The sequence below is a fragment of the Flavobacterium sp. 1 genome (genome assembly GCF_002797935.1).
In the GTDB taxonomy this organism is placed as follows: domain Bacteria; phylum Bacteroidota; class Bacteroidia; order Flavobacteriales; family Flavobacteriaceae; genus Flavobacterium.
This window is the reverse complement of record NZ_PGER01000001.1, coordinates 3,090,019-3,115,776: the sequence shown is the minus strand read 5'-3', so window position 1 is coordinate 3,115,776 and position 25,758 is coordinate 3,090,019. Positions and strand designations below refer to the sequence as shown.

General features: G+C 34.3%; 19 protein-coding genes and 2 tRNA genes. 6 read left to right on the top strand and 15 right to left on the bottom strand.

The annotated features are described in order from the left end of the window. Positions 1-24: 24 nt before the first annotated feature. The 5 genes from CLU83_RS12465 to CLU83_RS12445 all read left to right on the top strand — a co-directional run bounded on the left by CLU83_RS12465 (position 25) and on the right by CLU83_RS12445 (position 10,161). Positions 25-3,165 (top strand): glycoside hydrolase family 2 TIM barrel-domain containing protein, encoded by a 3,141-nt coding sequence (locus tag CLU83_RS12465; RefSeq protein WP_100431912.1) that lies wholly within the window; start codon positions 25-27, stop codon positions 3,163-3,165. A 188-nt stretch (positions 3,166-3,353) separates the two neighbouring features. After that, the gene (locus CLU83_RS12460; protein ID WP_100431911.1) at positions 3,354-4,514 is read left to right on the top strand and encodes an acyltransferase family protein; all 1,161 of its coding nucleotides are present in this window, start codon (positions 3,354-3,356) and stop codon (positions 4,512-4,514) included. 299 nt (positions 4,515-4,813) lie between these two features. Beyond that, a complete protein-coding gene (locus CLU83_RS12455; protein ID WP_100431910.1) occupies positions 4,814-6,451 on the top strand; it encodes a sodium/solute symporter in 1,638 nt (545 codons plus the stop codon). An 89-nt stretch (positions 6,452-6,540) separates the two neighbouring features. Next, positions 6,541-7,980: a glycoside hydrolase family 28 protein gene (locus CLU83_RS12450; protein WP_100431909.1), complete on the top strand. Its 1,440-nt coding sequence runs from the start codon at positions 6,541-6,543 to the stop codon at positions 7,978-7,980. A 195-nt stretch (positions 7,981-8,175) separates the two neighbouring features. Further along, positions 8,176-10,161 (top strand): alpha-L-arabinofuranosidase C-terminal domain-containing protein, encoded by a 1,986-nt coding sequence (locus CLU83_RS12445; RefSeq protein ID WP_100431908.1) that lies wholly within the window; start codon positions 8,176-8,178, stop codon positions 10,159-10,161. Between the two features lie 328 nt (positions 10,162-10,489). Here CLU83_RS12445 and CLU83_RS12440 read toward each other — a convergent pair whose 3' ends face one another. The 15 genes from CLU83_RS12440 to CLU83_RS12375 all read right to left on the bottom strand — a co-directional run bounded on the left by CLU83_RS12440 (position 10,490) and on the right by CLU83_RS12375 (position 24,493). After that, on the bottom strand, positions 10,490-10,804 hold the full coding sequence (locus CLU83_RS12440; RefSeq protein WP_100431907.1) for a hypothetical protein: 315 nt from the start codon (positions 10,802-10,804) through the stop codon (positions 10,490-10,492). Between the two features lie 109 nt (positions 10,805-10,913). After that, positions 10,914-11,141, bottom strand: coding sequence for a YtxH domain-containing protein (locus CLU83_RS12435; protein ID WP_100431906.1), 228 nt, complete (start codon positions 11,139-11,141; stop codon positions 10,914-10,916). Positions 11,142-11,159: 18 nt separating this feature from the next. Further along, complete coding sequence (locus CLU83_RS22125) at positions 11,160-11,312, bottom strand: lmo0937 family membrane protein (protein WP_157802091.1); 153 nt, start codon at positions 11,310-11,312, stop codon at positions 11,160-11,162. A 17-nt stretch (positions 11,313-11,329) separates the two neighbouring features. Beyond that, positions 11,330-11,773, bottom strand: coding sequence for a hypothetical protein (locus CLU83_RS12430; protein ID WP_100431905.1), 444 nt, complete (start codon positions 11,771-11,773; stop codon positions 11,330-11,332). Between the two features lie 43 nt (positions 11,774-11,816). Beyond that, on the bottom strand, positions 11,817-12,002 hold the full coding sequence (locus CLU83_RS12425; protein WP_157802090.1) for a hypothetical protein: 186 nt from the start codon (positions 12,000-12,002) through the stop codon (positions 11,817-11,819). Between the two features lie 123 nt (positions 12,003-12,125). Beyond that, positions 12,126-12,872, bottom strand: a complete 747-nt coding sequence (locus tag CLU83_RS12420) for an MlaD family protein (protein WP_100431903.1) — start codon at positions 12,870-12,872, stop codon at positions 12,126-12,128. A gap of 17 nt (positions 12,873-12,889) precedes the next feature. Further along, a complete protein-coding gene (locus CLU83_RS12415; RefSeq protein ID WP_100431902.1) occupies positions 12,890-13,624 on the bottom strand; it encodes an ABC transporter ATP-binding protein in 735 nt (244 codons plus the stop codon). A 4-nt stretch (positions 13,625-13,628) separates the two neighbouring features. Then, complete coding sequence (locus tag CLU83_RS12410) at positions 13,629-14,387, bottom strand: ABC transporter permease (RefSeq protein ID WP_100431901.1); 759 nt, start codon at positions 14,385-14,387, stop codon at positions 13,629-13,631. 250 nt (positions 14,388-14,637) lie between these two features. Next, entirely contained in the window at positions 14,638-15,111 is a 474-nt protein-coding gene (locus CLU83_RS12405) for a Dps family protein (RefSeq protein WP_100431900.1), read from the bottom strand. A gap of 222 nt (positions 15,112-15,333) precedes the next feature. After that, positions 15,334-17,724, bottom strand: coding sequence for a glycosyltransferase family 4 protein (locus tag CLU83_RS12400; protein WP_232727089.1), 2,391 nt, complete (start codon positions 17,722-17,724; stop codon positions 15,334-15,336). A gap of 35 nt (positions 17,725-17,759) precedes the next feature. After that, positions 17,760-18,800 carry a pesticidal protein Cry7Aa gene (locus CLU83_RS12395; RefSeq protein ID WP_100431898.1) on the bottom strand — a complete coding sequence of 347 codons (1,041 nt, stop codon included), beginning with the start codon at positions 18,798-18,800 and terminating at the stop codon, positions 17,760-17,762. Between the two features lie 341 nt (positions 18,801-19,141). Further along, a complete protein-coding gene (locus tag CLU83_RS12390) occupies positions 19,142-19,597 on the bottom strand; it encodes a hypothetical protein (RefSeq protein WP_157802089.1) in 456 nt (151 codons plus the stop codon). 745 nt (positions 19,598-20,342) lie between these two features. Beyond that, positions 20,343-24,005 carry a DEAD/DEAH box helicase gene (locus tag CLU83_RS12385; protein WP_100431896.1) on the bottom strand — a complete coding sequence of 1,221 codons (3,663 nt, stop codon included), beginning with the start codon at positions 24,003-24,005 and terminating at the stop codon, positions 20,343-20,345. Between the two features lie 307 nt (positions 24,006-24,312). Continuing rightward, positions 24,313-24,385, bottom strand: a tRNA-Met gene (locus CLU83_RS12380). A 35-nt stretch (positions 24,386-24,420) separates the two neighbouring features. Beyond that, positions 24,421-24,493 (bottom strand) — tRNA-Met (locus tag CLU83_RS12375). 117 nt (positions 24,494-24,610) lie between these two features. Between CLU83_RS12375 and era the strand changes: the two genes are divergently transcribed. Then, positions 24,611-25,492, top strand: coding sequence for a GTPase Era (gene era / locus CLU83_RS12370; protein ID WP_100431895.1), 882 nt, complete (start codon positions 24,611-24,613; stop codon positions 25,490-25,492). Positions 25,493-25,758: the final 266 nt, after the last annotated feature.

Below are 25,758 nucleotides of genomic sequence, written 5' to 3'. Positions count from 1 at the left end.
GGGTTACATTTAAAATAAAAATAAATGCTGAAAATAAAATCTAAAATACTTTTATGGTGTCTGTTGGCAATTTATGGGGCAACTGTTGAGGGACAAGAAAAACTGGAAAAAAACGACTGGGAAAATCCGGGTGTTTTTCAGATTAATCGGGAACCGGCACGAGCATCATTTCTTCCGTATGCAGACGAAGTATCGGCAATCAGCGATAATTATGCCAGCTCGCCTTGGTATTTTTCGCTGAATGGAAAATGGAAATTTTCCTGGTCACCCACACCAGACCAACGCCCGAAAGATTTTTATAAATTAGATTACAGCACTTTAAACTGGAAAGAACTTCAGGTTCCCTCAAACTGGGAATTGAATGGCTATGGCATTCCAATTTATACTAATATTACGTATCCTTTTGATCGAAATCCGCCATTTATCAATCATTCTGATAATCCTGTCGGATCCTATAAAAGAGATTTTGTTTTGCCCGAAAACTGGGATAAGCGTCATGTTTATCTTCATTTTGAAGCAGGAACTTCGGCGATGTATATTTGGGTAAATGGAGAAAAAGTTGGCTATACGGAAAACACAAAAAGTCCTGCTGAGTTTGACATTACAAAATATGTAAAAGCAGGGAGTAACAGCGTAGCAGTTGAAGTTTACAGATGGAGCGACGGATCTTATCTGGAAGATCAGGATTTTTGGAGGATTTCGGGCATTGATCGAAATGTTTATCTGTATAGTACCAATGACATTCGTATTGCTGATTTTTTTGCAAAACCTGATTTAGATGCGAGTTACAAAGGCGGAAGTTTGAATGTAGAAGTTAATTTGAAAAACCTGTCTTCTGCTGCAGTAAATAATCAGCAATTGGAAGCTAAATTGGTTGATGCTTCCGGCAAGAATATTTTTGTAAAAGATTTAAAGGTAAATTTTCCGGCTAATAAAATTCAAACAGTCAATTTTGCAGCGAATGTTTCCAGTCCAAAGTTATGGAGCAGTGAAGCACCAAATTTATACACATTACTGCTTACGCTAAAAAATGAAAACGGCAGTATAATTGAAACAGTTTCTACCCAAATCGGTTTTAGAAAAGTAGAATTGAAAGGCGGAGAATTATTGGTAAACGGTGTGAGACTGATGGTGCATGGTGTCAATATTCATGAGCATAATCCTGTAACTGGGCATTACCAAGACGAAGCTACCATGATGAAAGACATCAAGCTGATGAAACAGCTGAATATCAATTCGGTGCGCTGCAGTCATTATCCTAACAATATTTTATGGGTAAAACTTTGTAATAAATACGGTTTGTATTTGGTTGACGAAGCTAATATCGAAAGTCACGGAATGGGAGTGGAAGGTCAAAGTTTTATGAATCCAAAGACACAGCCTTCTTATCTTCCGGAATGGAGAGAAGCCCATTTGGACAGAATTTACAGTTTGGTAGAGAGAGATAAAAATGCGCCATCGGTAATCCTTTGGTCGATGGGGAATGAATGTGCCAACGGACCTGTTTTTTATGATGCTTACAAATGGATAAAAAATAGGGATAATACCCGATTGGTTCAGTTTGAACAATCAAAAGAAAACGCAAATACAGATATTGTATGCCCAATGTATCCAACTATTGCCTACATGAAGGAATATGCGGCGCGCAAGCAAGTTGACCGGCCGTTTATCATGTGTGAGTATTCGCATGCAATGGGAAACAGCAGCGGAAATTTTCAGGAATATTGGGATATTATTCGAGGAAGCAAAAATATGCAGGGCGGATTTATCTGGGATTGGGTCGATCAGGGATTCGAAACGAAAGATGAAGCAGGACGCAAGTATTGGGCTTATGGTGGCGATTTAGGAAGCCAAAATTATATAAATGACGAAAATTTTTGTCACAACGGATTAGTTTGGCCGGACAGAACACCGCACCCGGGAGCTTTCGAAGTAAAAAAAGTATATCAGGATATTTTATTTGAACCAATCGATGTGAAAAATGGAGTTATCCAAATAATAAACGATTTTGGGTTTACAAATTTAAATCAGTACAGCTTTAAATACCAAGTTTTAGAAAACGGCAAAAGCATAAAAGAAGGAACGATTGATGTTGATTTGAATCCGAAATCAAAAAAACAATTTAAGATTGATTTACCAAAATTGGCATCAAAAGAAGGAGTAGAATATCTGTTGAATGTTTTTGCCTATACTAAAACGGGTTCGGAATTATTGCCTCAAAATTTTGAAATTGCAAAAGAGCAGTTTGTTATGTCAGGGGAAAACTATTTTGTAAAAGCGGAACAGGCAAATCCTTCATCAAAGATTACTGAAGAAAAAAACGAATTTATTTTGAGTGCCAATAATGTTGTAGTCAAGATCAGTAAAACGACGGGATTAATTTCATATTACAGCCTAAAAGGAGAAGAATATTTTAAACAATATCCAGAACCCAATTTTTGGAGAGCTCCAACAGATAATGATTTTGGGAATAAAATGAATATAAGAAACAATATATGGCGGACAGCTGGTGAAAATTACACTTTGGAAACGATTCAGGTGATTGAGGAAAATGGAAAAAGCAGTGTTGTCGCCAAAATGAAGCTTAATGATGTTTTTTCGGATTATGCAATTAAATATTCATTGAGCAATGACGGAGCTTTGGAGGTACAGCCGTCTTTCAAAAAAGGAAATGCTCCTTTGCCGGACATGCCCCGTTTTGGAATGATTTTCTCTCTTAAAAATTCGCTGGAAAACCTTGATTATTACGGAAGAGGGCCATGGGAAAATTATTCGGACAGAAATACAGCATCAATCAAAGGTATTTATCAAAGTAAAGTCGCAGACCAATATGTGCCCTACACACGTCCGCAGGAAAACGGATATAAAACAGATGTCCGCTGGCTTAAACTTTCAAACAGTAATGGTAATGGGCTTGAAATAAAAGGACTACAGCCAATATGTATGAGTACTTTGAATAATTATCCTAGTGATTTTGACCCGGGATTGACCAAAAAGAATATGCACGTTAGCGACATTACAGCAAGAAAAGAAGTCGTTGTCTGCGTGGATTTAGCCCAACGGGGATTAGGAGGAGACAATAGTTGGGGGTTATATCCGCATGAACAGTATTTATTGAAGCAAAATGAATACAGCTATGGATTTGTTATAAAACCAACAGAATAAAATAGAAAATAAGTATTAGCAATAATTTTTCTGTTGTTGCTGCACTATTCAGATTTCCCCCCAAGTCATACAATTGATCCCCCAGCGATTGTATGACTTATCTTTAATTGACGAAAAAAATATCATTAAAAAGGTGGTACTCATGGAGAGGAACCAATAGTTGTAATATGCTTTTAAATAAGTAAAATATGGGTAATACTAATACTAATACTAATACAAATGGAAGATTAGTTTCTTTGGATGCACTCAGAGGATTTGTCATGTTATGGATTATGAGCGGAGAACATATCGTACATGCCTTGGCCAAAGCCGCACCCATTCCTGTTTTTATATGGATGTCATCACAATTGCATCATACAGACTGGAACGGCATTACGTTTTATGACATGATATTTCCCATATTTCTATTTGTTGCTGGTGTTTCGATGCCTTATTCTTTTGAGAAGAAAATGAGTATTGCAGGTGTTAGCACACCAATGGAATTACCAGCAGAGGAAAAACGAAAAATATACTTGTCCATGTTAAAAAGGACATGCAAATTATTGCTGTTGGGATTTATTGTCAATGGATTATTGCGGTTTGATGGGTTTGACCAAACTCGGTTTGCCAGCGTTTTGGGACGTATTGGGCTTGCTTGGTTTTTTGCAGGAATTATCTATTTAAATTTTGATATAAAAAAACAAGTGCTTTGGTTGGTGAGCATTTTGGTTGGTTATTATGTAGTAATGAAGTGGATACCAGTCCCTGGCTTCGGGGCTGGTATTTTAACGCCGGAAGGTTCTCTTTCGAGCTATATTGACCAGCAGTTTTTGCCGGGCAGACTGCATAGCAAAGTATATGATCCCGAAGGTTTGTTTTCAACGATACCAGCTGTTGCCACCGCTTTGTTAGGAATGTTTTTAGGAACTTTTTTGAAAAGCAGAGCAAATGATTTTGCGGTAAGCAAAAAAATATTGATAATGATCTTATCAGCAGTTGTTTTAATAGGAATAGGGATTCTTTGGAATTATGATTTTCCAATCAATAAACGTTTATGGTCGAGTTCTTTTGTGTGTTTTGTGGGCGGATTCAGTATTTTGTTTTTTACTTTTTTTTATCTGATAATTGATGTATTGGGTTTCAATAAATGGGCATTCCCTTTGATATTGATTGGTTCCAATTCTATTCTGATATACATGGCATCCGAAGGTCTGGTCAATTTTGGGCATACTGCAGATTTTGTATTTGGAGGACTCATTAAGTTTTCTCCTATTATTTGGCAGCCTGTGTTTACAGCATTGTCGGTAACGTTTGTCCAGCTCATTTTACTTTATTTTCTGTACAAAAGAAAATGGTTTTTGAAAGTCTAAACAGAAATGAAATGTAAATCCATTGGATACAATTCATTAAAATAACTATTTAACACAAAGAGACATAGGTTTTGAAATTATAGTTTTGTTTTTTTTAAAAACAATAAATTTTCACATTGATGCTGTGTATTGTTTGTAAACTTAAACATCTTTTTTAAAGTAGTCAAAACTATGTCTATGTGTTAAATGAGTACAACTAAAGGATTATAAGTATCCTTTTTAAAGATTTAAATGGGGTAAACCTAAAAATATTTAAGTCAAAATTTACATCTATTAACTAAAAATAAACCAGCCTAATTATGAATGTATTGCAAACCGCAGATTATATAGTTTTCTTTATTTATTTCGTTTTAGTGACAGCCTATGGAATGTATATTTACAGAAGCAAAAAAAACACATCTACCAGTTCACAAGAATATTTTTTGGCCGAAGGATCACTGACATGGTGGGCTATTGGCGCATCATTGATTGCGTCTAATATCTCGGCAGAGCATTTTATCGGGATGAGCGGTTCTGGTTTTGCACTCGGATTGGCTATTGCTTCTTATGAATGGATGGCGGCCGCTACATTAATTTTGGTAGCTGTATTTATTCTGCCGGTATATCTTAAAAACAAGATATTTACAATGCCGCAATTTTTGGCAAAAAGATATAATGATACCGTAAGTACCATAATGGCCATAATTTGGCTGTTGATATATGTGTTTGTAAATCTTACTTCCATTATTTATTTAGGAGCTTTGGCAATTTCGTCAATCGCACCAATCAGTTTTGAATTTTGTGTTATAGGATTGAGTCTGTTCTCAGTTATCGTTACTTTGGGAGGAATGAAAGTAATAGGATATACTGATATTTTCCAAGTTATAGTATTGATATTGGGCGGCTTGGTTACTACTTATTTGTCTTTGGTTCTGCTGTCAGATCATTTTGGATTTGGCAGAGACGTACTTAAAGGACTTTCTCTTTTAGCGGAAAAAGCACCCGATCATCTGCACATGATATTTGATAAATCTAGTCCTCATTATAATGAACTTCCTGGAATGTCTGTACTTATTGGCGGAATGCTTATTAATAACCTGGCCTATTGGGGATGCAATCAGTACATTGTTCAAAGAGCTTTGGGCGCCGATTTGAAAACGGCTCGAAAAGGGATTTTGTTTGCTGCTTTTCTAAAACTGTTGGTTCCTATTATTGCCGTTTTACCGGGTATCGCGATGTATGTGATGCATCAAAACGGAATGTTTCAGCAGGAAATGGTAGATGCCGCAGGGACTTTAAAACCTGATCATGCCTATCCAACATTAATGAATTTATTGCCTGCTGGATTAAAAGGAATAGCCTTGGCAGCTTTAACAGCGGCGATTGTGGCTTCTTTGGCTGGTAAAGCCAATAGTATTTCCACAATTTTTTCTTTAGACATCTATAAAAAATACTTTAATATAAACGCATCGGAAAGAAAACTGGTGCTTACCGGAAGATGGTGTGTAGTAATCTGTATGGCTATTGCGGCTCTAGTTGCTCCGGCATTAAAATCATTAGACCAAGCCTATCAGTTTATACAGGAATATGTTGGGTTCTTCTCGCCGGGGGTTCTTGCTATTTTTCTATTGGGAATGTTTTGGAAAAAAACAACAGCTTCAGCAGGGCTTGCCGGTGCTTTCTTTACAGTTCCTATCGCCGCAGTATTAAAGTTCCTGCCAATGTGGACGAATGGTGCTTTTCCTGATTATCCTTTTTTGGACAGAATGACGATCGCTTTCTTTATCATAGTATTGCTAATGGTGGCTATTAGTCTTTTAAAACCTGAATCCAAAGAGCAGCATGAAACACACCAGATAGAAGTGGATACAGCGATGTTCAAAGTGTCCTCGGAGTTTGTCATCGGATCATTCATTATTAGCGGGGTATTAATAGCTTTATATACTGTTTTTTGGTAATTTCATGTCGGATTAAGTAATTTATTCGAAAACGGATTGATTAAAATTTTAAATAAGGATTTGAAAATAGTCTTTTAATACTAAAACAAATGATAAAGAAACTTGTAATTGCTGTAATTGTTTTTTGTGTTTCATTGACTGGTTTTGCCCAAAAAGTCTATGATGTCAAAAAATATGGAGCGAAGGGAGATGGCAAAACCAATGACGCTGCTGCGATTCAAAAAGCCATTGATGCATGTAGTGCAACAGGAGGGCAAGTATTGATTCCGGCTCCGTTTACGTTTTTGACCGGACCTTTCAATGTAAAATCGAATGTGGATTTGCATATTGAAGGAGGCGCTAAAATTTTGGCAAGCCCGGATGAAAAATTATATACAGAAAGTGCTTTTCGTGCTAATAAAGGTGAAGGGACAATTTGGATTGGCGGCAAGAATATCGAGAATTTTACCATTAGCGGAAGCGGAAAAATTGACGGAAACGGAATTTCGTTTATGGGAGCCGAAGAGGATGATGCTTATGTGCTGAAGCCTTTCAATGTGCTGGATCCGCGTCCTCATGTGCTTACAATTATAGGCGGGAAAAATATCAGGATAAAAGATGTTCATATTGGAAATTCGGCTTATTGGACCGTTCATCTTGTGGGATGCAACGATGTTGTCATTAGCGGTATTACTTTATTAAACAGTTTGAAAGTCCGTAATAGCGACGGAATTGACATTGATCACAGCAAGAATGTTCGCATTAGTGATTGTTATATCGAAAGCGGTGATGATTGCATTTGCCTAAAAAACAGAAGAGAATTTGAAGAATTTGGTTCTTGCGAAAACATAACGGTTACTAATTGTACGATGACCAGCAGCAGTTGTGCCATTAAGATTGGTTCAGAAAATATGGATGCCATCAGACAGGTTGTGTTCAATAACTGCATTATTAAAAACAGCAACCGCGGGGTAGGTATTCAAAATCGGGACGAAGGAACGGTGAGCGACGTGATTTTCTCCAATATGATTATTGAAGGGAAATTGACAACAGATACTTGGTGGGGAAAAGCAGAACCTATTTATGTAACGGCCTACAGTCGAGCAAGCGGCAATCATAAAGATGCAAACTGGCGTTTTCCAAAAGGTGCAACCGAAGGAAAAGTGGGGGCAATAAGCAATATTTATTTTACCAACATTCAGTGTACTGGTGAAAACGGAGTTTATGTCAGCGGAGAATCCAAGGATAAAATTAAAAATATAGTTTTTGAAGGAGTGAATGTTTCTATCGATAAAATATCCAATTTTCCCGGAGGAGTTTATGATCGCCGACCATCAAAAATGGAGGGTTTTGTAAAAGGAAGTACATCGGGATTTTATTTTGACACTGCAGAAAATATAAAAGTTCAAAATTGTTCGGTGAATTGGGGAAAGAACAAACAGGATTATTTTAAATATGCTGTTGAAAGCAAAAATGTTGATGTTTTAAAAGTGAATAATTTGGACGGAGAATCTGCTTTTCCGGATAAATATGAAGCTGTGAAAAAGTAAAACCAAAAATGCAAAATATTTCCCTTTAGCCCCCGATAGAAGTGGAAATCCTTGTGAGTCTCGTTTTTTCAACGAGACTTATAAGATTGCAACGTATAGCGGGACCCATGCCGGCAAAAAATCCTATTCTTTCTGCTCCAAATAATGAAAGTTTAGATAAATTAGCAGAATAAAAAGAATCAACGTTACACAAAAATGAAAAATAACATAATTACAAAAATTATTATTGGCGGTTTGCTTTTCAATGGCATTTATGGGTTTGCCCAAAAGACAGCTTTGGAAATTGACGTTACTAAAACCATTACTAAAATCCAACCCACTATGTTCGGCCTGTTTTTTGAAGACATCAATTTTGCCGCCGACGGAGGATTGTATGCCGAAATGATTAAAAACCGATCTTTTGAGTTTGATAAACCGTTAATGGGATGGGAGCAGCCTAATACCAAAAGGTCTTCTTTGAACATGCAGTCGGGTACTGCAACGCCGATCAAAGCATTGGAAAATAAAGGTAATACTAATTTTTGCAGGGTTCTTGTGAATGATGACAAAGGATATGCAATCATTAATGAAGGATTTAGAGGAATGGGTGTCAAAAAAGAAGCGAAGTACAATCTTTCCCTAAAGGCTGCCAATCATGGCGGAGCGATTAAAAAAATAATCATTCAGTTTATCGATAAAGATAAAAATGTTATTGGCGAAACCAGCATTGTCCCGGCATCGGATGAATGGAAATACTATACGGCGCAATTTACGGCTACTCAAACCGAGGCCAAAGCCAAATTAAAAATAACTTTTGAAGGAACAGGAACTATTGATTTAGACATGATTTCGCTGTTTCCGGAAGACACTTGGAAGAATAGAAAAAACGGTTTGCGTAAAGATATCGTACAGCTTTTGTATGATATGAAACCAGGATTTTTGCGTTTCCCAGGCGGTTGTATTGTAGAAGGAAGAACTTTGGAAGACCGCTATCAATGGAAAAAATCGGTAGGTGATGTTGAGAACAGAAGAACGATGATGAACCGTTGGAATGTGGAGTTCAGCCACAAACAGACACCTGATTATTTTCAAAGTTTCGGATTGGGATTTTATGAATATTTTCAGCTTTCTGAAGATATTGGTGCGACTCCATTGCCTATTTTAAGCTGTGGAATGGCTTGCCAGTATAATACGGGGGAACTAGCACCAATAGAAGAATTGGATCCGTATATACAAGATGCTTTGGATTTAATTGAGTTTGCCAATGGCACAGAAGCTACGACTTGGGGAAAACTCCGTTCGGATATGGGACACTCAAAGCCGTTCAACCTAAAATTCATTGGTGTTGGAAATGAACAATGGGGACCGGATTATATTGAAAGATATAAAGTTTTTGAAAAAGCGATAAAATCAAAATATCCAAACATAATTATCGTGTCTGGAAGCGGGCCGTCACCAGACGGAGAATTTTTTGATTATGGCATGCAGGAACTTAAAAAGCTGAATGCTGAACTCGTTGATGAACATTATTATAAAAGCCCGCAATGGTTTAGGGAAAATGCAACTCGCTATGACAAATACGACAGAAAAGGACCGAAAATATTTGCAGGGGAATATGCCGCACAAAGTCCTTCGAGTGATAAATCAAGTAACAGAAACAATTGGGAATGTGCCTTTTCGGAAGCTGCTTTCATGACCGGATTGGAACGAAATGCCGAAGTGGTTAATTTGTGTTCTTATGCACCGTTAATGGCTCATGAAGAAGCATGGCAATGGACACCGGACATGATTTGGTTCAACAATTTAATGGCTTATGGTTCTGCGAATTATTATGTTCAAAAATTATTTGCAACAAATAAAGGAACTGATTTATTAGCAATCACCAATGGAGGAAAACCGTTAACAGGACAGAACAACCTTTATGCATCTGCCGTGAAAGATGTTAATACCAAAGAAGTAATTGTAAAACTGGTGAATACAGCGGCAACAGCACAAGCGGTTTCGGTTGATTTAAAAGGAAGTAAATTAGAATCTAAAGGAAGTGTAATAACGCTTACCAGTTCTAATATACAAGATGAAAACACTTTTGCAGAACCTAAAAAAATAAGCCCGACAGAAAGCGAGTATAAACTGAAAGGCGAAAAAGCACAATTGAATTTGCCTGCTTATTCCGTAACTGTTTTGAAGTTGAAGATTAAATAATGGATGTGCAAACAATAATGTCCTAAATAAATTTTTGAACATACAAGAAAAGTCTATTTTGTTGAGAGGAACTCAATAAAATGGGCTTTTTTTATTTTACAAATCAATTTTAATAAAATTTAATCGTAACAGAGATAAAAACTACCAGCATAAAATCGAGTTTGCCAAGTATTGAAGACATTGAAAAAGAATTTTTTGAACCCACCAATGCTCCAGAGAATGACAATTAAACTGCGCGGTACGTGCAGAATGATATATAAAAAAAGCTTCAGATTTCTTTGCGCGCAACAGTAGCGCTAATAATTTATTTTAGTTTCTTCTATTGCAATTACAAAAGAAGAATCAGCAATAATATAATAATGATAATTGCTCCGATGGAAAGATATATACCATTACTTGTAGCTTTTAGATTTTTTTTGATTGTTTTAACTTCTTTTCGGAGTTCTTTTTTTTCGGAACGGCTCATATTAGATTTGTCCATTTTTTTTATTTCCTCCAGACGGTTGAGCATATTTTTTACTTCAATTGGCATTTCATTGGTTTTGGCCGGTGCTTCAATTGGAGTTTTTTCTGCTGCAGTAATTGTGGTTGGAATACTTATTGATAAAACCATCATCATTAAATAGATGCGTAAATTTTTCATATTGTGTTTTATTAAATTGTTTTCTTCAGTAAAAATGATATTCTTATTACCAAAAAAGGACTGGTAAATCCCTGTCCTTTTTTGGTAATACTTTTTAAGTATTTACCTCTTATTTGTTTGCAAAATCTTTGTTGTCTTCAATAAGACCATCATGATTATTTGCAATATTTTTATAAGAATCTTCAAATTTTCTTTTTAATCCGCTGGCAAAGTCATTTCCTTTATCGGCTATTTTTTTTCTTGTTTTACTGCCTTTTTCGGGAGCGAATAAAATTCCCAGTATCGCTCCTGCAGCAACACCGCCCAATATTCCTAATACTAATTTTCCTGTACTCATAATTTCTTTTTTTAAATATTAAACATTTTTTCCTTGAATAAGTCTAAACAAAATAGCAATAACTGCTATAACAAGAAGAATATGAATGATTGATCCTACGCTATAAGCAAAAAAGCCAATCGCCCAAAAAATGACTAATATAACTGCCACGGTATAAAGTAAATTGCTCATGATTTCTATTTTTTAGATTATTTTTTATTGTTTACTGTTAAATCGTTGAATGCATTTCCCAGTTCATCCATATCGTGATTAAATTCACGTTTGAAAGACTGCCAGTCGGAATCAGCATCATTTTTATAGTTTTCCATTTTTAGTTTAAGCTCTTTATTTTTCTCTTCCAGGGCATCTACTTTTTTGTCATATTCAGCATCGGCCGCTTTTCCGGTTTTTTTTATTTCTTTTTTTAGGGCAGTAATCCTAGCATCATTTTTTTCGATGACAGCATTCATCTCATTCTTGAAATTTTGCCATTCATCGGCATTTGCCTGTCTTTTGGCTACAGCCAGATCTTCTTTAGCTTCCTGTACATTTTCTTGTGCATCCTGCACTTCTTTGGTACTAGGCTTACAGCTCGTAAATATTATTGCTATACTGAACATTGCAACCATCGGAATAAAAACTGTTTTTTTCATTTTGCAAATAATTATGTTTATAATAGGGTTTTTATATATTCAGTTATTCTTGTGACTTTACGGAACAGCCATGAATCTTGTGGTAATATTCTTGTTCTACTTGATTCCGCAGCTTATTATATTCTAATGTTTCTTCACGATATTTAACAGCACTATTTAAAACAGTGATTTCTTTCTCATTATCATTTGCAATCTCATCCTGCTTTGATGCATTTATTAGATTTACCATATTTTCATTTTTTATTAGTTTCATGATATTACAAAGATGTATTTATATGCGAGATAAATCCTTACATAACTTTTGGGATAAATTATATGATTTCCATATTACCATTAAAAAACTAATGGGAGGTTATTTTTTTTTCTGAATTGAATCCTCTTTCTTTTTTAAATCTTTTTTCTTTTGCAGCTCTTCTTTCTTTTTTGCTTTGGCTTTTTCTTTTTTGTTGAAATAGCCTTTCAACAAAAAATTATGTTTAGCCGCTTCCATATTTTCGCTCAATCCTTTTGTGCCTGACTGGAGATTTGATATGGTAACATCCAGTTTTTTTGCAAGCGCATCGTCATTCATTAATTTTGACAATGTACCTTTTCCATTATTCATGTTATAGGTAAATTGCGCCAATTGGCCTGTAATAATCTCGGCATTATCAACACTGGCTTTCACGCTTTTCATTAAATCACCCATTTCTATTGGGTTTGTAGATTTGATATAAGCATTGTTTTTAATGATTTTATTGGATGAAGTTCCAGGGGAAATAGTCAGCACTTTATCGCCAACCAATCCGTCAGAACTGATACTTGCCCTGGCATCTGTTTTAATGAATTTCTGAACCTCTTCCTGTATTGTCAACACAACAACTGCGCTGCTGTCATTTACTAGGGCGATTTCGCTGACCGTTCCTATATTTATTCCCGAAAAACGAACATTGTTACCTATCTTTAAACCACTCACTGTTTTGAATTTTGATTTTAACTGGAAGTTGGAGCCAAATAAATTTTGTTGTTTTCCGACAAAATAAATGATAAGGATAAATAGTATCAATCCTCCAGTTACAAACATTCCTAATTTCCAATTTGATTCAGCATCTTTATTCATGATTTAAGTTTTATCGATTAAATAAAAAAGGAACGTACCCATCCGTCTTTGCTTTTTTCCAATTCTGTATAGGTTCCTTCTGCTATGATTTGTCCTTCTTTCAGAATTAAAATTCTGTTCCCTGTAATTTTTGCGCAAGCCATATCGTGAGTAATTATTATGGAGCTTGTTTTGAATTTTTTTTGAACATCCAATATCAGTTCACTAATTTCTCTTGATGTAATGGTGTCTAAACCCGATGTTGGCTCGTCATATAAAATAATTTCCGGTTTGATAATAAGAGCTCTGGCCAATGCAATTCTTTTTTGCATGCCGCCTGATAATTCGGCTGGCATTTTATCTATGGATTCTTCTAGTCCAACGTTTTCTAAAGCCTCAATGATTTTGCTTTCAATTACTTCTTCAGATAAATCGATGGTATGGTGTTTTAACGTAAATTTTAAATTCTGCCTAACAGACATGGAATCATACAGAGCTCCATTTTGAAACATAAAACCAATTTGTACTCTTAGATTATTAAGTTTATCATATTTTAAATTTGTGATTTCTTTGCCTGAAATTTTAATGCTTCCCTTGTCTGACTGCACCAGTCCAACTATGCATTTAATTGTAACTGATTTCCCAGAACCGGAACGGCCTAGAATTACCAGATTTTCTCCTTTATTCAGCCTAAGATTAATACCTTTTAAAATTGTATTTGCCCCAAAAGACTTATGTAAATTTTTGATTGCTATAATTTGTTGTGTTTCCATGATTTTAGAAAAATAAATCAGTTATTTGAACAGCCAGCATATCAATAATAAAAATGGAGAGTGAGGCTAGAACAACTGCTTCATTTGCTGCTATTCCCACACTTGCTGTTCCGTTTGAAGCATTAAAACCTTTATAGCACCCAATTGTCCCGATGAAGAAACCAAAGAAATATGTTTTGATAGTGGCAGGAAATATGTCGATGTATCTAACACTTTCAATCATTTCGGTGAAATAGAGATACAGGCTTATATTTCCGTGAATATTATAACCAATGTAGCCTCCCACAATCCCAATAAAATCAGCATATAGCGTTAAAATGGGAATCATTAATGTTGTCGCCACAATTCGGGTAACCACTAAATATTTATAGGGATTAATTGCCGAAACTTCCATAGCATCTATCTGCTCGGTCACTTTCATCGAACCCAATTCAGCTCCAATTCCTGAAGCTATTTTTCCAGCACAAATCAAGGCAGTGATTACGGGTGCTATTTCTCTGATCAAAGACAATGAAACCATGCTTGGCAGCCAAGATTCGGCTCCAAACTTTAATAATGTTGGACGTGACTGCAGCGTAAGCACTAATCCCATTATAAATCCTGTGATCGTGATTAACGGCAGTGTTTTATATCCAACAGCAAAGCACTGTCTGATAAATTCCCTAAATTGAAAAACAGGTTTGAAAAGTTCTTTGAAAAACCTGAGTATAAAGAGGGAAATATTGCCCGTTTCTTCAAAGATATTTTTTAGGTACGTTGTCAAAATAGTATAGTTTTATATATTCCAGAAACAGTTAAATTAATTAGTGAAAACACTTATAATCAGATCGGTGGCCAGTGTAAAATTAAGACTGTTATGGCTCAATTGTTTTATAGAACTTTAGTAATAAGCTGCATCATTCACACCTTAATTAGTTGCATTTTCGAAAGCTTTTACAATAAAAAAGACTGTCCTTTAAGACAGCCTTTTTAAAGCAAAAAAAAAACTACAACTAACTTTTAACTAAAAATGACTAAGCTAAATATCTTCTGAGAATCCATGCAGCAGTTTCGTGCTGCTGTAATACTTCTGTCAGTAAATCTGCTGTACCTGCATCGTGGTTATCCTCAGCAGACAGGTCTATGTCTTTCCGCAGTTCACTTATCAGAGTTTCATGATCGGCCAATAATTCTGCAAGCATGCCTTTTTGATTTGGATATTTGTTTGGGTTTTCTTTAATTCGGGAAAGCTTTATAAACTCGTTCATAGTCCCAATTGTTTTCCCTCCTAATTTGCCAATGCGTTCTGCAACCAAATCTATTGTCTGTTCGAGTTCAGCATATTGTTCTTCAAATAATTTATGAAGTTCCATGAAACTTTCGCCTGCCACATTCCAATGAAACTTTCTGGTTTTGACATACAAGGTCATTTCATCTGATAATACAACAGAAAGAAGGCTGTTTGCTTTTTGCAGATGATCTTCTGTTAGTCCTATTTTTGGTATCATACTATACTGTTAGAATTAAAAAAAATATCAATGCCATTTGTTAGGACCAAAAAAATATTTATGGTGAGTTACTTCTTCTCTTGACTAAACAACATTGATTATTTTAGAAATTAAATATCAATAACCCCCATTATTTTATTAATTTCTATAAAGTAAATTTCTACAAAAACAGTTGTTAATTCCTTATACAATTTTTGGAAAAAGTTATATAATTACATGTCATCAGGCTCTTATATATGGTATGTTATTGTTGATTTTGATGCCGGTTTTCAATTTGTTTGTTTGTGAATGAATGGCACTCTCTTTGTTTTTTTTGGTTTTACTGTTCAAATGTTTTTGCATCACAAGCCTTGCCATTAGATAGCTTACTGTAGATTCTGCTCCCTGATTCAGATTGATGTAATCTTCCTCCAGACCGTCATAACAGCCTCCTGTACAAGGGTTGTAGATGATCTGATGCAGATGATTGTTGCCTAAAAACCAGCTGAAACCTATTTCCATTTTTTCTAAATATTCTTTATCTCGGAAAACATTGTAGAATTTATTGAGAGCAAGTATAGTGTAAGCTACATCTATCGGCTGTTCGCCGCCTATTGGTTTTTCTTTCGGTTCTTTTCCATTGATGAGCCAGCCTTTGTTTGAAATGACTTTTATGTTGCTGCTGGTGTAAATTTTTGACAGTAAAAAATCAAAAGATGTTTTTGCAATTACTTTATAACTGTGTTCACCAGTAGCTAAATAAGCACAGAGCATAGCTTCGGGCAGAATGCTGTTGGCATACGTTAGATAGTTCTCGTACCACAGCCAGTCTTCTTTTGATTCATGCTTGTACATCTGCACGAGCTTGTTGGCTAAGTGTTTTATCAGAGAAATATTTTGTGCTGTATTATTTTTCAAATTGCTGTAATAGACTCCTTTTATAATAAAAGCCATTGCTCTGGTAGAATGAATTTTAGTTGCGTTTATTAATGCTTTCTGCATCAGTGAGACCGCTTTTTCTTTTAAATCTGCCGGCAGTAAATCTCTGATAGAAATTAAGTAGCCCAATGCCCAAATGGCTCTTCCGTTTGCATCTGCAAGGTTTTCACTGTTTTGTTTGGTGAATTTTTTATCGGTGTCAACATAATTTAAAAAATAACCGTCTGGCTGCAGACAGAATTTTATAAAATTAAAATATTGAGTAATGTATGGTAAATCGGCTGTATCATTTGTCAATTCAAAATGCTGGCACATTGCCACCAAAGCCCGCGCATTGTCATCGATTGTATAACCCGATTCCAAATCTGGCTGATTGATTATGGAAAACTGAATCATTCCAAATGAAGTTGTCAGTTTTTTGAAATGATTAAGATTGATTTCAGGAATTCTATAATGCAGAGGCATTTTTTTAGCAGCTGTTTTTTTAAACAGCATCGCATGAGCAAGAGCTGAGTTTTCCCAAACCGTTGGAGCCAATTTATGAATGCCGTTTGAGGCAATTTTTTTGCGCAGTTGCTCATCACTTAATAAACGGATAACTTGTTTAGCCAATTGCTCAGGGTTTTCAAAATCAACGATAATTCCAGTTCCTTCTTTCAATACTTCGACAGCATGCGGAATTGGAGTAGAAATAATCGGACAGCCACAGCTTATCGCATAGGAAAAAGTACCGCTTACTGCTTGATTTCTGTCTTTGGAAGTAAAAAGATAAATATCTGTTAACTGCAGGTATTCCAGTAGTGATTTTAACGGTAAATATTCATCGACAAATTTTACATTATTCTCTAACTGCAGGTCTTCGATTTTCTCTTTCAGAAAATTTCGGTATTTTTCTCCTTCATGTCTCACAACGCTAGGGTGAGTCTTTCCGATAATAAGAAATAATACATCTGGCTCTTTTTTGACAATGCTTTGCAAAGCATCTAAAGTAGTTTCAATACATTTTCCGGAGCTCAGCAGTCCAAAAGTCGAAATGATTTTTCGTCCGGATAAATTATATTTTTCTTTAAGGACTTTTTTATCTCCGTGTTCTACTAAATGCGTACCATGTGGAATTACCGTGATTTTATCCTGCGAAATATCATAATCAGTTTCTAATAATCGTGCTGAATTATTGGTCATTACAATAAAGGCATTAACCATATTATTGATTTCTTGAATATGTGATCTGAATTTTTCGTCCGGTCGAGGCAAAACGGTATGAAAAACAACAATGACAGGTTTATTAATTAATTTTAAAAATGAAATAAAATCTTCTTCATTTCCTCTAAACAGGCCAAATTCATGCTGAATCAAGACTATTTCTATAGCTTTATTTCTATTGACATTTTTAGCTAATTCCGAATAAGAATTTTGATTATCTGTTTCCAAAACGGCATATATATCATCAGCATAGGCATGCTTTTCATTTTGAAGTTCTAAAGCAGCAATTTTTATGTCAAATGATTTTTTAAATTGCTTATTTAGTGCCAAAACTAAATCTTGAGAATAGGTTGCAATGCCACATTCCCGTGGCGGAAAAGTGGTAATACATAAAATTTCAGGTAACTTGATTTCTTTTTTTTGAAAATCTGCTATATTGTTAGAACCGCTCATGAGTTCTTTTTTCGTCGAAAATAAATGGATGTTTTTCATTGGTGTATAGTTTTTTTATTGGTGTATATATTTCTTCAATTTATTTTTTTAAATAAAATTAATTCCTTTAGCAAATTGGATAAACTCATTGATGCACATCCAATTTTTTCATCTGCAGCACCATAGTAGACATATAGAATATCGTCAAAAACTACAGCGCCAGTCGGAAAGCAGACATTATTTACTTCACCTTTTAATTCCCAGCTTTCTTCTGGTTTAAACAAAGGATAGGGTAGCCTGGCAATTTCAATATGAGGGTTTTCTATGTCAAACAGCGCCGCACATGCTGAATAAATGTAGCTGCTTGTCGAGCCGTGAACGCCATGATAAATGATAAGCCAGCCCAATTCAGTTTCTATTGGCGGACAGCCGCCTCCAACATAGCTTATTTCATGATCATGATTTGGCTTAAATAATATGCTGTTCTTGAAATTGATTAAATAATTCCGCCAAAACTCTTCGGTTAAATCCTCTAATGATTCAAATCCAATTACCATTTGTATTTCAGGTTTGATGCGATGCAGAAAACAGAACTTACCGTTGATTTTTCTTGGAAAAAAAATAATGTCCTTATCCCAAAGCATCGTTTTTATTCCTTTTTTTTCAATAATAGTATTGTGCTGATTGTAGCGGTAATATTTTTCTTCCAGTACGTCATTTGTGTCTGCTAAATCATCAAACTCTTCATATTCAATTTGAGGAACGATGATTCCTCTTTTTTTAAAATTTATTAAATCGGTAGAAGTTGCTAGTGCTCCCAATGCATTTATGCCGTCATAGGCTGTATAGGTCAGATAATATAAATCTTCGATTTTTACTATTCTTGGATCTTCCATTCCGTGGCTTTCATAATCAAATTCTGGAGAAAGTAATGGTGTTTTCATCCTTTCTTCGATTTCCAACGGCCCCATTAATTTGCAGTATCCAATGCTCGAATGATTTTCTTTGCTTACTGCCCTGTAAAACATGTGAACAAAATCTCCTTCTCTAATGGCGGCCGGATTCATGACGCCTCCATTTTCAAAATCCAGCTGGGTTTCCTGAAGTATTATTCCATGTTTTTTTACTTCTATCATGATTTTTACTTCCAGAATTTTAGGTTTTTAGTAATAATTATAAAGATCATTTTTTATGTAATAGCGGTCGTTATATTACTTTTCTAAAAAGTTATAATATTCACACTTTTGCTTTTTTATTAGGTGAAAGTGAGATATAATTAAGTGCTAATTAGCTGTTATTCAGTAATAAAAAATGTTGTTTAAGTTACAAATAAAAACTGGATCTTAGTAATATGATAATGTTAATAATTTAATTATTATAAATAAATTCGTATATTTTTTAAAATTAAAAAAGCCTCTAGATTATTTAGAGGTTTATAAGTTGCCGATTTATATGTTTTATAAAGAATTCTTTGTTTTTATTTTGCACCAAAATGATAGCATAATCCGTATAAAAAAGTATCTACTACATTATCAGCGCCAACAATAACTCCTATGTTTGGTGTAATTCTTACTTCTATTGCTCCTCCATAGGCAAGCTGAATTGTTGTGTTTTCAGCATACATTTGTTTTAAGCTGCTGCCGCCAATTTTTACTGTTACTGTAACCCTTTTAAACTCTCCTCCTAATGAGCCATATATTGCATAAAATGATTTTTCATCATTCACTATATCAAATTGAGTTCTTTCAAACGAAGCTCCATACGTTAGGATATCAGTATATGAAACCCCTATCTCATAAGAGCTGGGTGATGCAATTAAACTGACTTGACTGCCTGGGTAATAGTTGTCATTATCTTTTGCATATTGTTCTCTTTTTGATTGTGAGTTTGCTTGTGATGTTATTAAAATCATTAGTAATAGTAATTTTTTCATAACGATTCATTTAAAATGTTACTAAATCATCTTCTTTAATTTTCCGATATGTGTTGTTTGTTAATTGCCTGTCACTAATAAAGTAGGTAGTATCAGAGAAATAATCTAAAAATTAAAAGTAAGTTCTGGGGTGACTGTTGCTTTAAATTCCTCACTCAATTATATCTATATGTAAAGTTAATACATTAATAATCAATACATATAAAAATTAAATACAATTTTACTGCCTAAAATTATAAATGATTAAAATAATTAAACAAGCGGATGCATTTTTTGTTTTATTTATTTGCGGAGTGGAAAAATATGCTTGGAAATAGATGATTAGATGTTTTTTTTATAAGGAAGTAGTAGCGATTTATAATAAAAAAAGCTCCAGTTCCAGAAGTGTTCTAAAGAAAAGGCGAATGTATCTGACTTTGCGCAATTTTTTGATGTTCTTTTAAAATTGTAAATTTTATAAAAGTCTCCTGATTTTTAACGCTTTGTAGAATGATTTTGATTTACAGAATTGAGTTCCTTGTAAAGATGGATCATTCTACGGAATGGCAAAACTATAAATTTATAAAACAAAAAAAGCTCCAGATTTCTCTGAAGCTTTTCTAGTAGCGGGAAGTCTTGAAAAATCTAACGTGTTTATTGATGATTTTTATAAGGTTGTTTGTGCTTGCGATTACTAAGTTAATATCCCCGATGAAATTAAATTTTCGAAATTTTTATAGAAGAGTTAAAGAACTATTCCATTCTCTTAATCAATCTTTATATTTAGTTCTCTTAGTAATGCAATTTGTTCTTCGGATAGTTTGGTTTCATTAAAAGCTCGTTTCGTTCTTGCTAAAGATTGATATAAATTCGCTTGTAATGTGTCTGTCCCTGCTTTTGGATAGTGTCCATTTGTCTCAATGAATTTAGCTATTTTATTTATGTTTTTAGCCCATTTTGAATAACCATCTCTTTTAGTTAAATTCTCAGATTCTTCAAATGAAACCCCTACCTCTTTAAACTTTTGGATTCTATCACTAGGCATTTTGTTTTTTTGGAAAGAGACTCGCTGATTAGTAAACCATCGATATAGTAGGTTTATTTCTCCATTAACCATAGAAGGAAGCGTAAAATTTCCATCCGAATCAAGATGTTCAATGAATTTTTCAAAGTTGATTTCCCAATCTCTGTTGTTTATATCAGCCTTTGCCCAATGAAAATTAAGTTCATCAAGTTTGATTACTTTCCATTGCTCCAATTCTTTTCTTCTGCCTCCCGAATGAGTGCCAGCTTGTGCTTGTCTGTTAGCTTGACACCAATTGTATAATTGAGCTTCTAAACCATCTGACCCAAATTTTGGCCAATCATTTGAATTCTTTTTTTTGAAATCTACTAGATTATTAAACATTTCTAACCATCTGTCCTCTTTATCTTGATTACCCTTTCCTTCTAAATAATATCCAATTGATTGAAGACTTATAATTTGTTCTTCTGACAGAGTCCCATTTTTATATTTCGACCTTTGAGAATTAAGCCAACTATGTAAATCTTTATTACTGTTTCTTGTTGGTAATTTTAGATTCTCTATTTGCCATTTTTTTATTTTCTCAAAACTCTGCTCCCAAGTTTCAAAAAATCTATCAAGAGATAGTTCTTTTATTTTTTGACATTGATATTCTGTTAATTTTCCTTCACTAAAATCTTTTCTATGACGATATATCCAAGTATATTCATTTTGACCAATATCATCAATGGAAATTGAAGTACGAGTTTGAAGAAGGTTTTTTATTTTAAAAAAATAATCGGTCCAGGTGTCAGCTTTTCCTTCAAAGTTAAATCCGAGTTCGGTAAATTTGTCGTACCAATAATCTTCTAAATCATTTTCTCTAAATCGTTTTCTAATTGTTTGACAGAAAACACTAAGTTTACTCTCATAGGAATCTTTATCATCTCTTTGATATTGTGGCCATCTATCTGAATTTATACTTCTCCATTTAACCAAATCTTCATATAAAGCAACCCACTTTTTTTTGCTTCCTGAACCTAAAAATTTAGAATTTATATTTTGGAATTTTATTAGTTGTTCGTTAGTTATATATTTTTTATCATTTAAATACCCAAGTTGAATCTTATACCAATTTACTAAATCAGGATTATCAAAGTCTTTATGGGGTGAAAATTCGTTGACTTCCGCATAAGATTTAAAAACTTCAAACATTTTATACCATTTCCATCTTACTATATCCCACGCAAAATTTATTGAATTTAGCTTTCTAAGTTCTTCCAATTTTAAGGTATTGCTGTTTTTTCTATTTCGCTGTTGTGCCACCCATGCATATAAATTGGCATTTTCATTTTTAGAAGGATAATCATTATTTAATTCTAAATGAGTTTTTAATTCTAAAAACCAAATATCCCAATTATTTGAAGTTTTATAAATTATTTGGTCAAATAAAGATTCTCTCAAATTTTGTTCAAATCCGATAAGATTTAAAGTTTCAATTTCTTCGTCAAAAGAAGAAAGAATGTCTATTCTTTTTGAACCTTTTTTTCCTTTACCAAAAGCAATTGAGTTTATTTCGTCTTGTAGCCGTTCATCTTGTTCACACAATGAACGGATTACTTGTAATAAATTTTTAAAAGAGCCTTCACTGATTGAATTTTCAACTTCACCATGATTTGTATGATAAATTGGAACAACAATATAGCCTTGTTTCTTTCCTTCTTTTTTTCTCAAAGCTCGTCCAACAGCTTGAATTATATCAACTTTTGAGTTTTTTGGGTCGGAGAAATATACTAAATCAATAGTAGGTACATCAACACCTTCCGTCAGACATCTGGCATTTGAAATTATCGCTTTATTAGAGCTCTTAAATTCATGTAAAATTTGATTTCTTATACTCGTAGCTTGAGTTCCATCTACTGAAAATGAATTTGTTGTTTCAAAAAGCTTTGAGTGTCTTAATGAAAAGTCTTTGGCTAGATTTACTCTAGAATGAAAAGTCAAAGCATGATTGGCCGAGTATTTCGACATTACAAAATCAAGTGCATAATTATTTGCTACCTCATCTATTGAAATATTGTTGTTAACGTATCTTCTTTCGTTTAAATAACTAGATAATTGCTTGTCATTCACTCCAATTGCAATAATTTTATAGTCAACAAGTATATCTTGGTCAATTGCATCTTTGAAAGACATACGAAAGAACTCTTCTCCAAATGTTTTTGGGTCATTCATATCGTGAGTGTATTTCAAATCATCTCCCAATTTCTTTTTTAAAGACTCTTTTACTATTCTAGGAGTTGCGGTTGCATACAGTCGCTTCTTAGCAGGTATTTTAGTATTATCATGGATTATGCCAAAAACACCTTTACTTATTCCTGCGGTTTTATGTGCCTCATCGCAAAAAACAAAGTCAAAATTTATTTCAGTATTTTTCAGTGATTCAACAATTACAGGTAATGATTGATATGTGGAAAAAATCACTTTTTCTCCTAAACCAAGACTCAAAAAAAGATTTATGTCTTCTGGATTTGTAGTTACATTACCACCAATTTCATATGTGTGAGTAAGAATTGAATCTTGATTATCTCCATCAATATCAGTTTCTGAACAAACACATAAATATTCATATATTGTTTTTCTCTGTTTTGACCATTCATTTTTGATTTGCCTTAATAATGCAAGAGAAGGTACTAATATTAGAGTTTTTTGACTTTTTAGCTCTTCCTTAATCCATAATGAAGTAAGTGTTTTGCCTGCTCCACAAGGTAATATCAGTTGTCCTCTTGACTCCTCTCCTTCCGTAAACCATTGCACGCATTCATCAATTGCCTTTTGTTGATGGGGTTTTGGAAGAAGATAGACTTTGTCTTTTGGTTTGCTATCATTCAATTTTATTAAAATGTTCTCAAACGTATTTTGTTCAATTTCTAATAAATGGCCAATATTGTAAAATGTGAAATTGTTTGTTCTAGATGATGACACGTTGTCTAGTGAAGCACAATTTGAAAATAAAATATAACTATCCGCTTTTGGGCAATAAGCAAATAAGTTAGCAATTTTATCAGCAGACCAGTTTAATCTGCTAGTTTCATCGTTCTTAAATTTGCATTGTACGGCTACATACTTGTTATTAATAGTTTTTAATAATAAATCAATGCCATACTCAACAGTTCCTAAATCTAAAGCTTCTTTTGTTTTTAATGGTATTTCGTGATATAACCATATATCTGTATAAAGGCCATCAAATTCTGGCGCAGTTAGAAAGTAGTATTTTGCAAAAACTTCAAAAATTTTCCCTGCTGAAGTGTCTTTTAGTTTTTCATCTCTATTATCAATATTATATTTAGATAATTCAATTTTTAAGTCAGACCAATGGTTTTTATCTTTAATTATTTGTGATAATCGCTCTGTGTATATCCTCATATTGTATTGATAATGTTTTAAAAAAGCAGTTGTTTTTGTATGGATAAAATATTTAAGCAAGTATGTTCGATTCCTCAGATATGAAATGCTTGTTTTATCCTAAGCAAATATATATTAATCGTATTAATAAAAAAATTGATAGTTGTCCAACTAGGAGCGAGTTTTGAAGGTAATCAATCTCTTCGAAGTGTTCTTATGAAAAGCTGTGCGAATGTCACCTTCGCACACGCAATCTGAATCAGGCATTGTTTTGTAAATCCATATAAACGAAAAAAGCTCCAGATTTCTCTGAAGCTTTTTTTCTTAGTAGCGGGAACAGGACTCGAACCTGTGACCTTCGGGTTATGAGCCCGACGAGCTGCCTACTGCTCTATCCCGCGATGTGCGTTTTGTAATCTCAATAAGGCTACCTTAGTAGCGGGAACAGGACTCGAACCTGTGACCTTCGGGTTATGAGCCCGACGAGCTGCCTACTGCTCTATCCCGCGTTGTTTCGGGTGCAAAGATACGCTGAATTTTGATAAATCCAATGAAAACTTAAAAAAATGTTTTATTTTATCTATTGACTTGATATGACTACCTTTGCGCAATAAATTATAGTAGAAATGTCACATAAAGCAGGTTTTGTAAACATCATAGGGAATCCAAACGTTGGGAAATCAACGCTAATGAACGCCTTTGTTGGTGAAAGATTATCAATTATTACGTCTAAAGCGCAAACAACTCGTCATAGGATTCTTGGAATTGTAAATGGAGAAGATTTTCAAATGATCTTGTCGGATACGCCTGGAATCATCAAACCGGCTTACGAAATGCAGGAATCGATGATGAATTTTGTGAAATCTGCGTTTGAAGATGCTGATGTTTTAATCTATATGGTGGAGATTGGAGAGCAGGAATTGAAAGATGAAGCTTTTTTTAATAAAATTATCCATTCTAAAATTCCGGTTTTGCTGTTGTTGAATAAAATTGACAATTCAAATCAAGCGCAGTTGGAAGAGCAAGTGGCTTTTTGGACTGCCAAAGTACCTAATGCAGAAATTTATCCAATATCAGCTTTGCAGAATTTTAATGTTCCCGAAGTTTTTCAAAGGATTATTTCGCTGTTGCCTGAATCGCCTGCTTATTATCCAAAAGACCAATTAACGGATAAACCAGAGCGTTTCTTTGTTAACGAAACAATCCGCGAAAAAATATTATTGAATTACAGCAAAGAAATTCCATACGCAGTTGAAATCGTAACAGAAGAATTCTTCGAAGACGAAAACATTATCCGCATCCGTTCTTTGATTATGGTGGAACGCGAGACTCAAAAAGGAATCGTCATCGGTCATAAAGGTGCTGCTTTGAAAAAAGTGGGTATGGATGCCCGTGTAGATTTAGAGAAATTCTTTGGAAAGCAAATACACATTGAATTGGTTGTTAAAGTGAATAAAAATTGGAGGAGCAACGCGAATATGCTGAAGCGGTTTGGGTATAATCAATAGGGACAGGTCGCGACCTGTCCGTACGTTTGAAAAAATAGTTTAATCAGTATTAGAGTTTTTCTCTAATGCTGATTTTTTTTAGCCCAGATCGAAATGAAAACCCCGCAGTGAAAAAAGGCTGTTGTTCCTGTGGTTGCTGAGCGACTGCAAGAAGCTCCTGCAAGCGCATTGGAACAACTCCTTTTTGAGCGAGGAGTTGTAATGGAGAGCTGGATTGGCTTCTTAAACTTGTAGTGATTAGTAATTAGCTCTTAGTAATTAGCCTT

Coding starts and splice junctions, on each gene's coding strand:
- CLU83_RS12465 (WP_100431912.1), top strand. CDS start 25: ATGCTGAAAATAAAATCTAAAATACTTTTATGGTGTCTGTTGGCAATT.
- CLU83_RS12460 (WP_100431911.1), top strand. CDS start 3,354: ATGGGTAATACTAATACTAATACTAATACAAATGGAAGATTAGTTTCT.
- CLU83_RS12455 (WP_100431910.1), top strand. CDS start 4,814: ATGAATGTATTGCAAACCGCAGATTATATAGTTTTCTTTATTTATTTC.
- CLU83_RS12450 (WP_100431909.1), top strand. CDS start 6,541: ATGATAAAGAAACTTGTAATTGCTGTAATTGTTTTTTGTGTTTCATTG.
- CLU83_RS12445 (WP_100431908.1), top strand. CDS start 8,176: ATGAAAAATAACATAATTACAAAAATTATTATTGGCGGTTTGCTTTTC.
- CLU83_RS12440 (WP_100431907.1), bottom strand. CDS start 10,804: ATGAAAAATTTACGCATCTATTTAATGATGATGGTTTTATCAATAAGT.
- CLU83_RS12435 (WP_100431906.1), bottom strand. CDS start 11,141: ATGAGTACAGGAAAATTAGTATTAGGAATATTGGGCGGTGTTGCTGCA.
- CLU83_RS22125 (WP_157802091.1), bottom strand. CDS start 11,312: ATGAGCAATTTACTTTATACCGTGGCAGTTATATTAGTCATTTTTTGG.
- CLU83_RS12430 (WP_100431905.1), bottom strand. CDS start 11,773: ATGAAAAAAACAGTTTTTATTCCGATGGTTGCAATGTTCAGTATAGCA.
- CLU83_RS12425 (WP_157802090.1), bottom strand. CDS start 12,002: ATGGTAAATCTAATAAATGCATCAAAGCAGGATGAGATTGCAAATGAT.
- CLU83_RS12420 (WP_100431903.1), bottom strand. CDS start 12,872: ATGAATAAAGATGCTGAATCAAATTGGAAATTAGGAATGTTTGTAACT.
- CLU83_RS12415 (WP_100431902.1), bottom strand. CDS start 13,624: ATGGAAACACAACAAATTATAGCAATCAAAAATTTACATAAGTCTTTT.
- CLU83_RS12405 (WP_100431900.1), bottom strand. CDS start 15,111: ATGATACCAAAAATAGGACTAACAGAAGATCATCTGCAAAAAGCAAAC.
- CLU83_RS12400 (WP_232727089.1), bottom strand. CDS start 17,724: ATGAAAAACATCCATTTATTTTCGACGAAAAAAGAACTCATGAGCGGT.
- CLU83_RS12395 (WP_100431898.1), bottom strand. CDS start 18,800: ATGATAGAAGTAAAAAAACATGGAATAATACTTCAGGAAACCCAGCTG.
- CLU83_RS12390 (WP_157802089.1), bottom strand. CDS start 19,597: ATGAAAAAATTACTATTACTAATGATTTTAATAACATCACAAGCAAAC.
- CLU83_RS12385 (WP_100431896.1), bottom strand. CDS start 24,005: ATGAGGATATACACAGAGCGATTATCACAAATAATTAAAGATAAAAAC.
- era (WP_100431895.1), top strand. CDS start 24,611: ATGTCACATAAAGCAGGTTTTGTAAACATCATAGGGAATCCAAACGTT.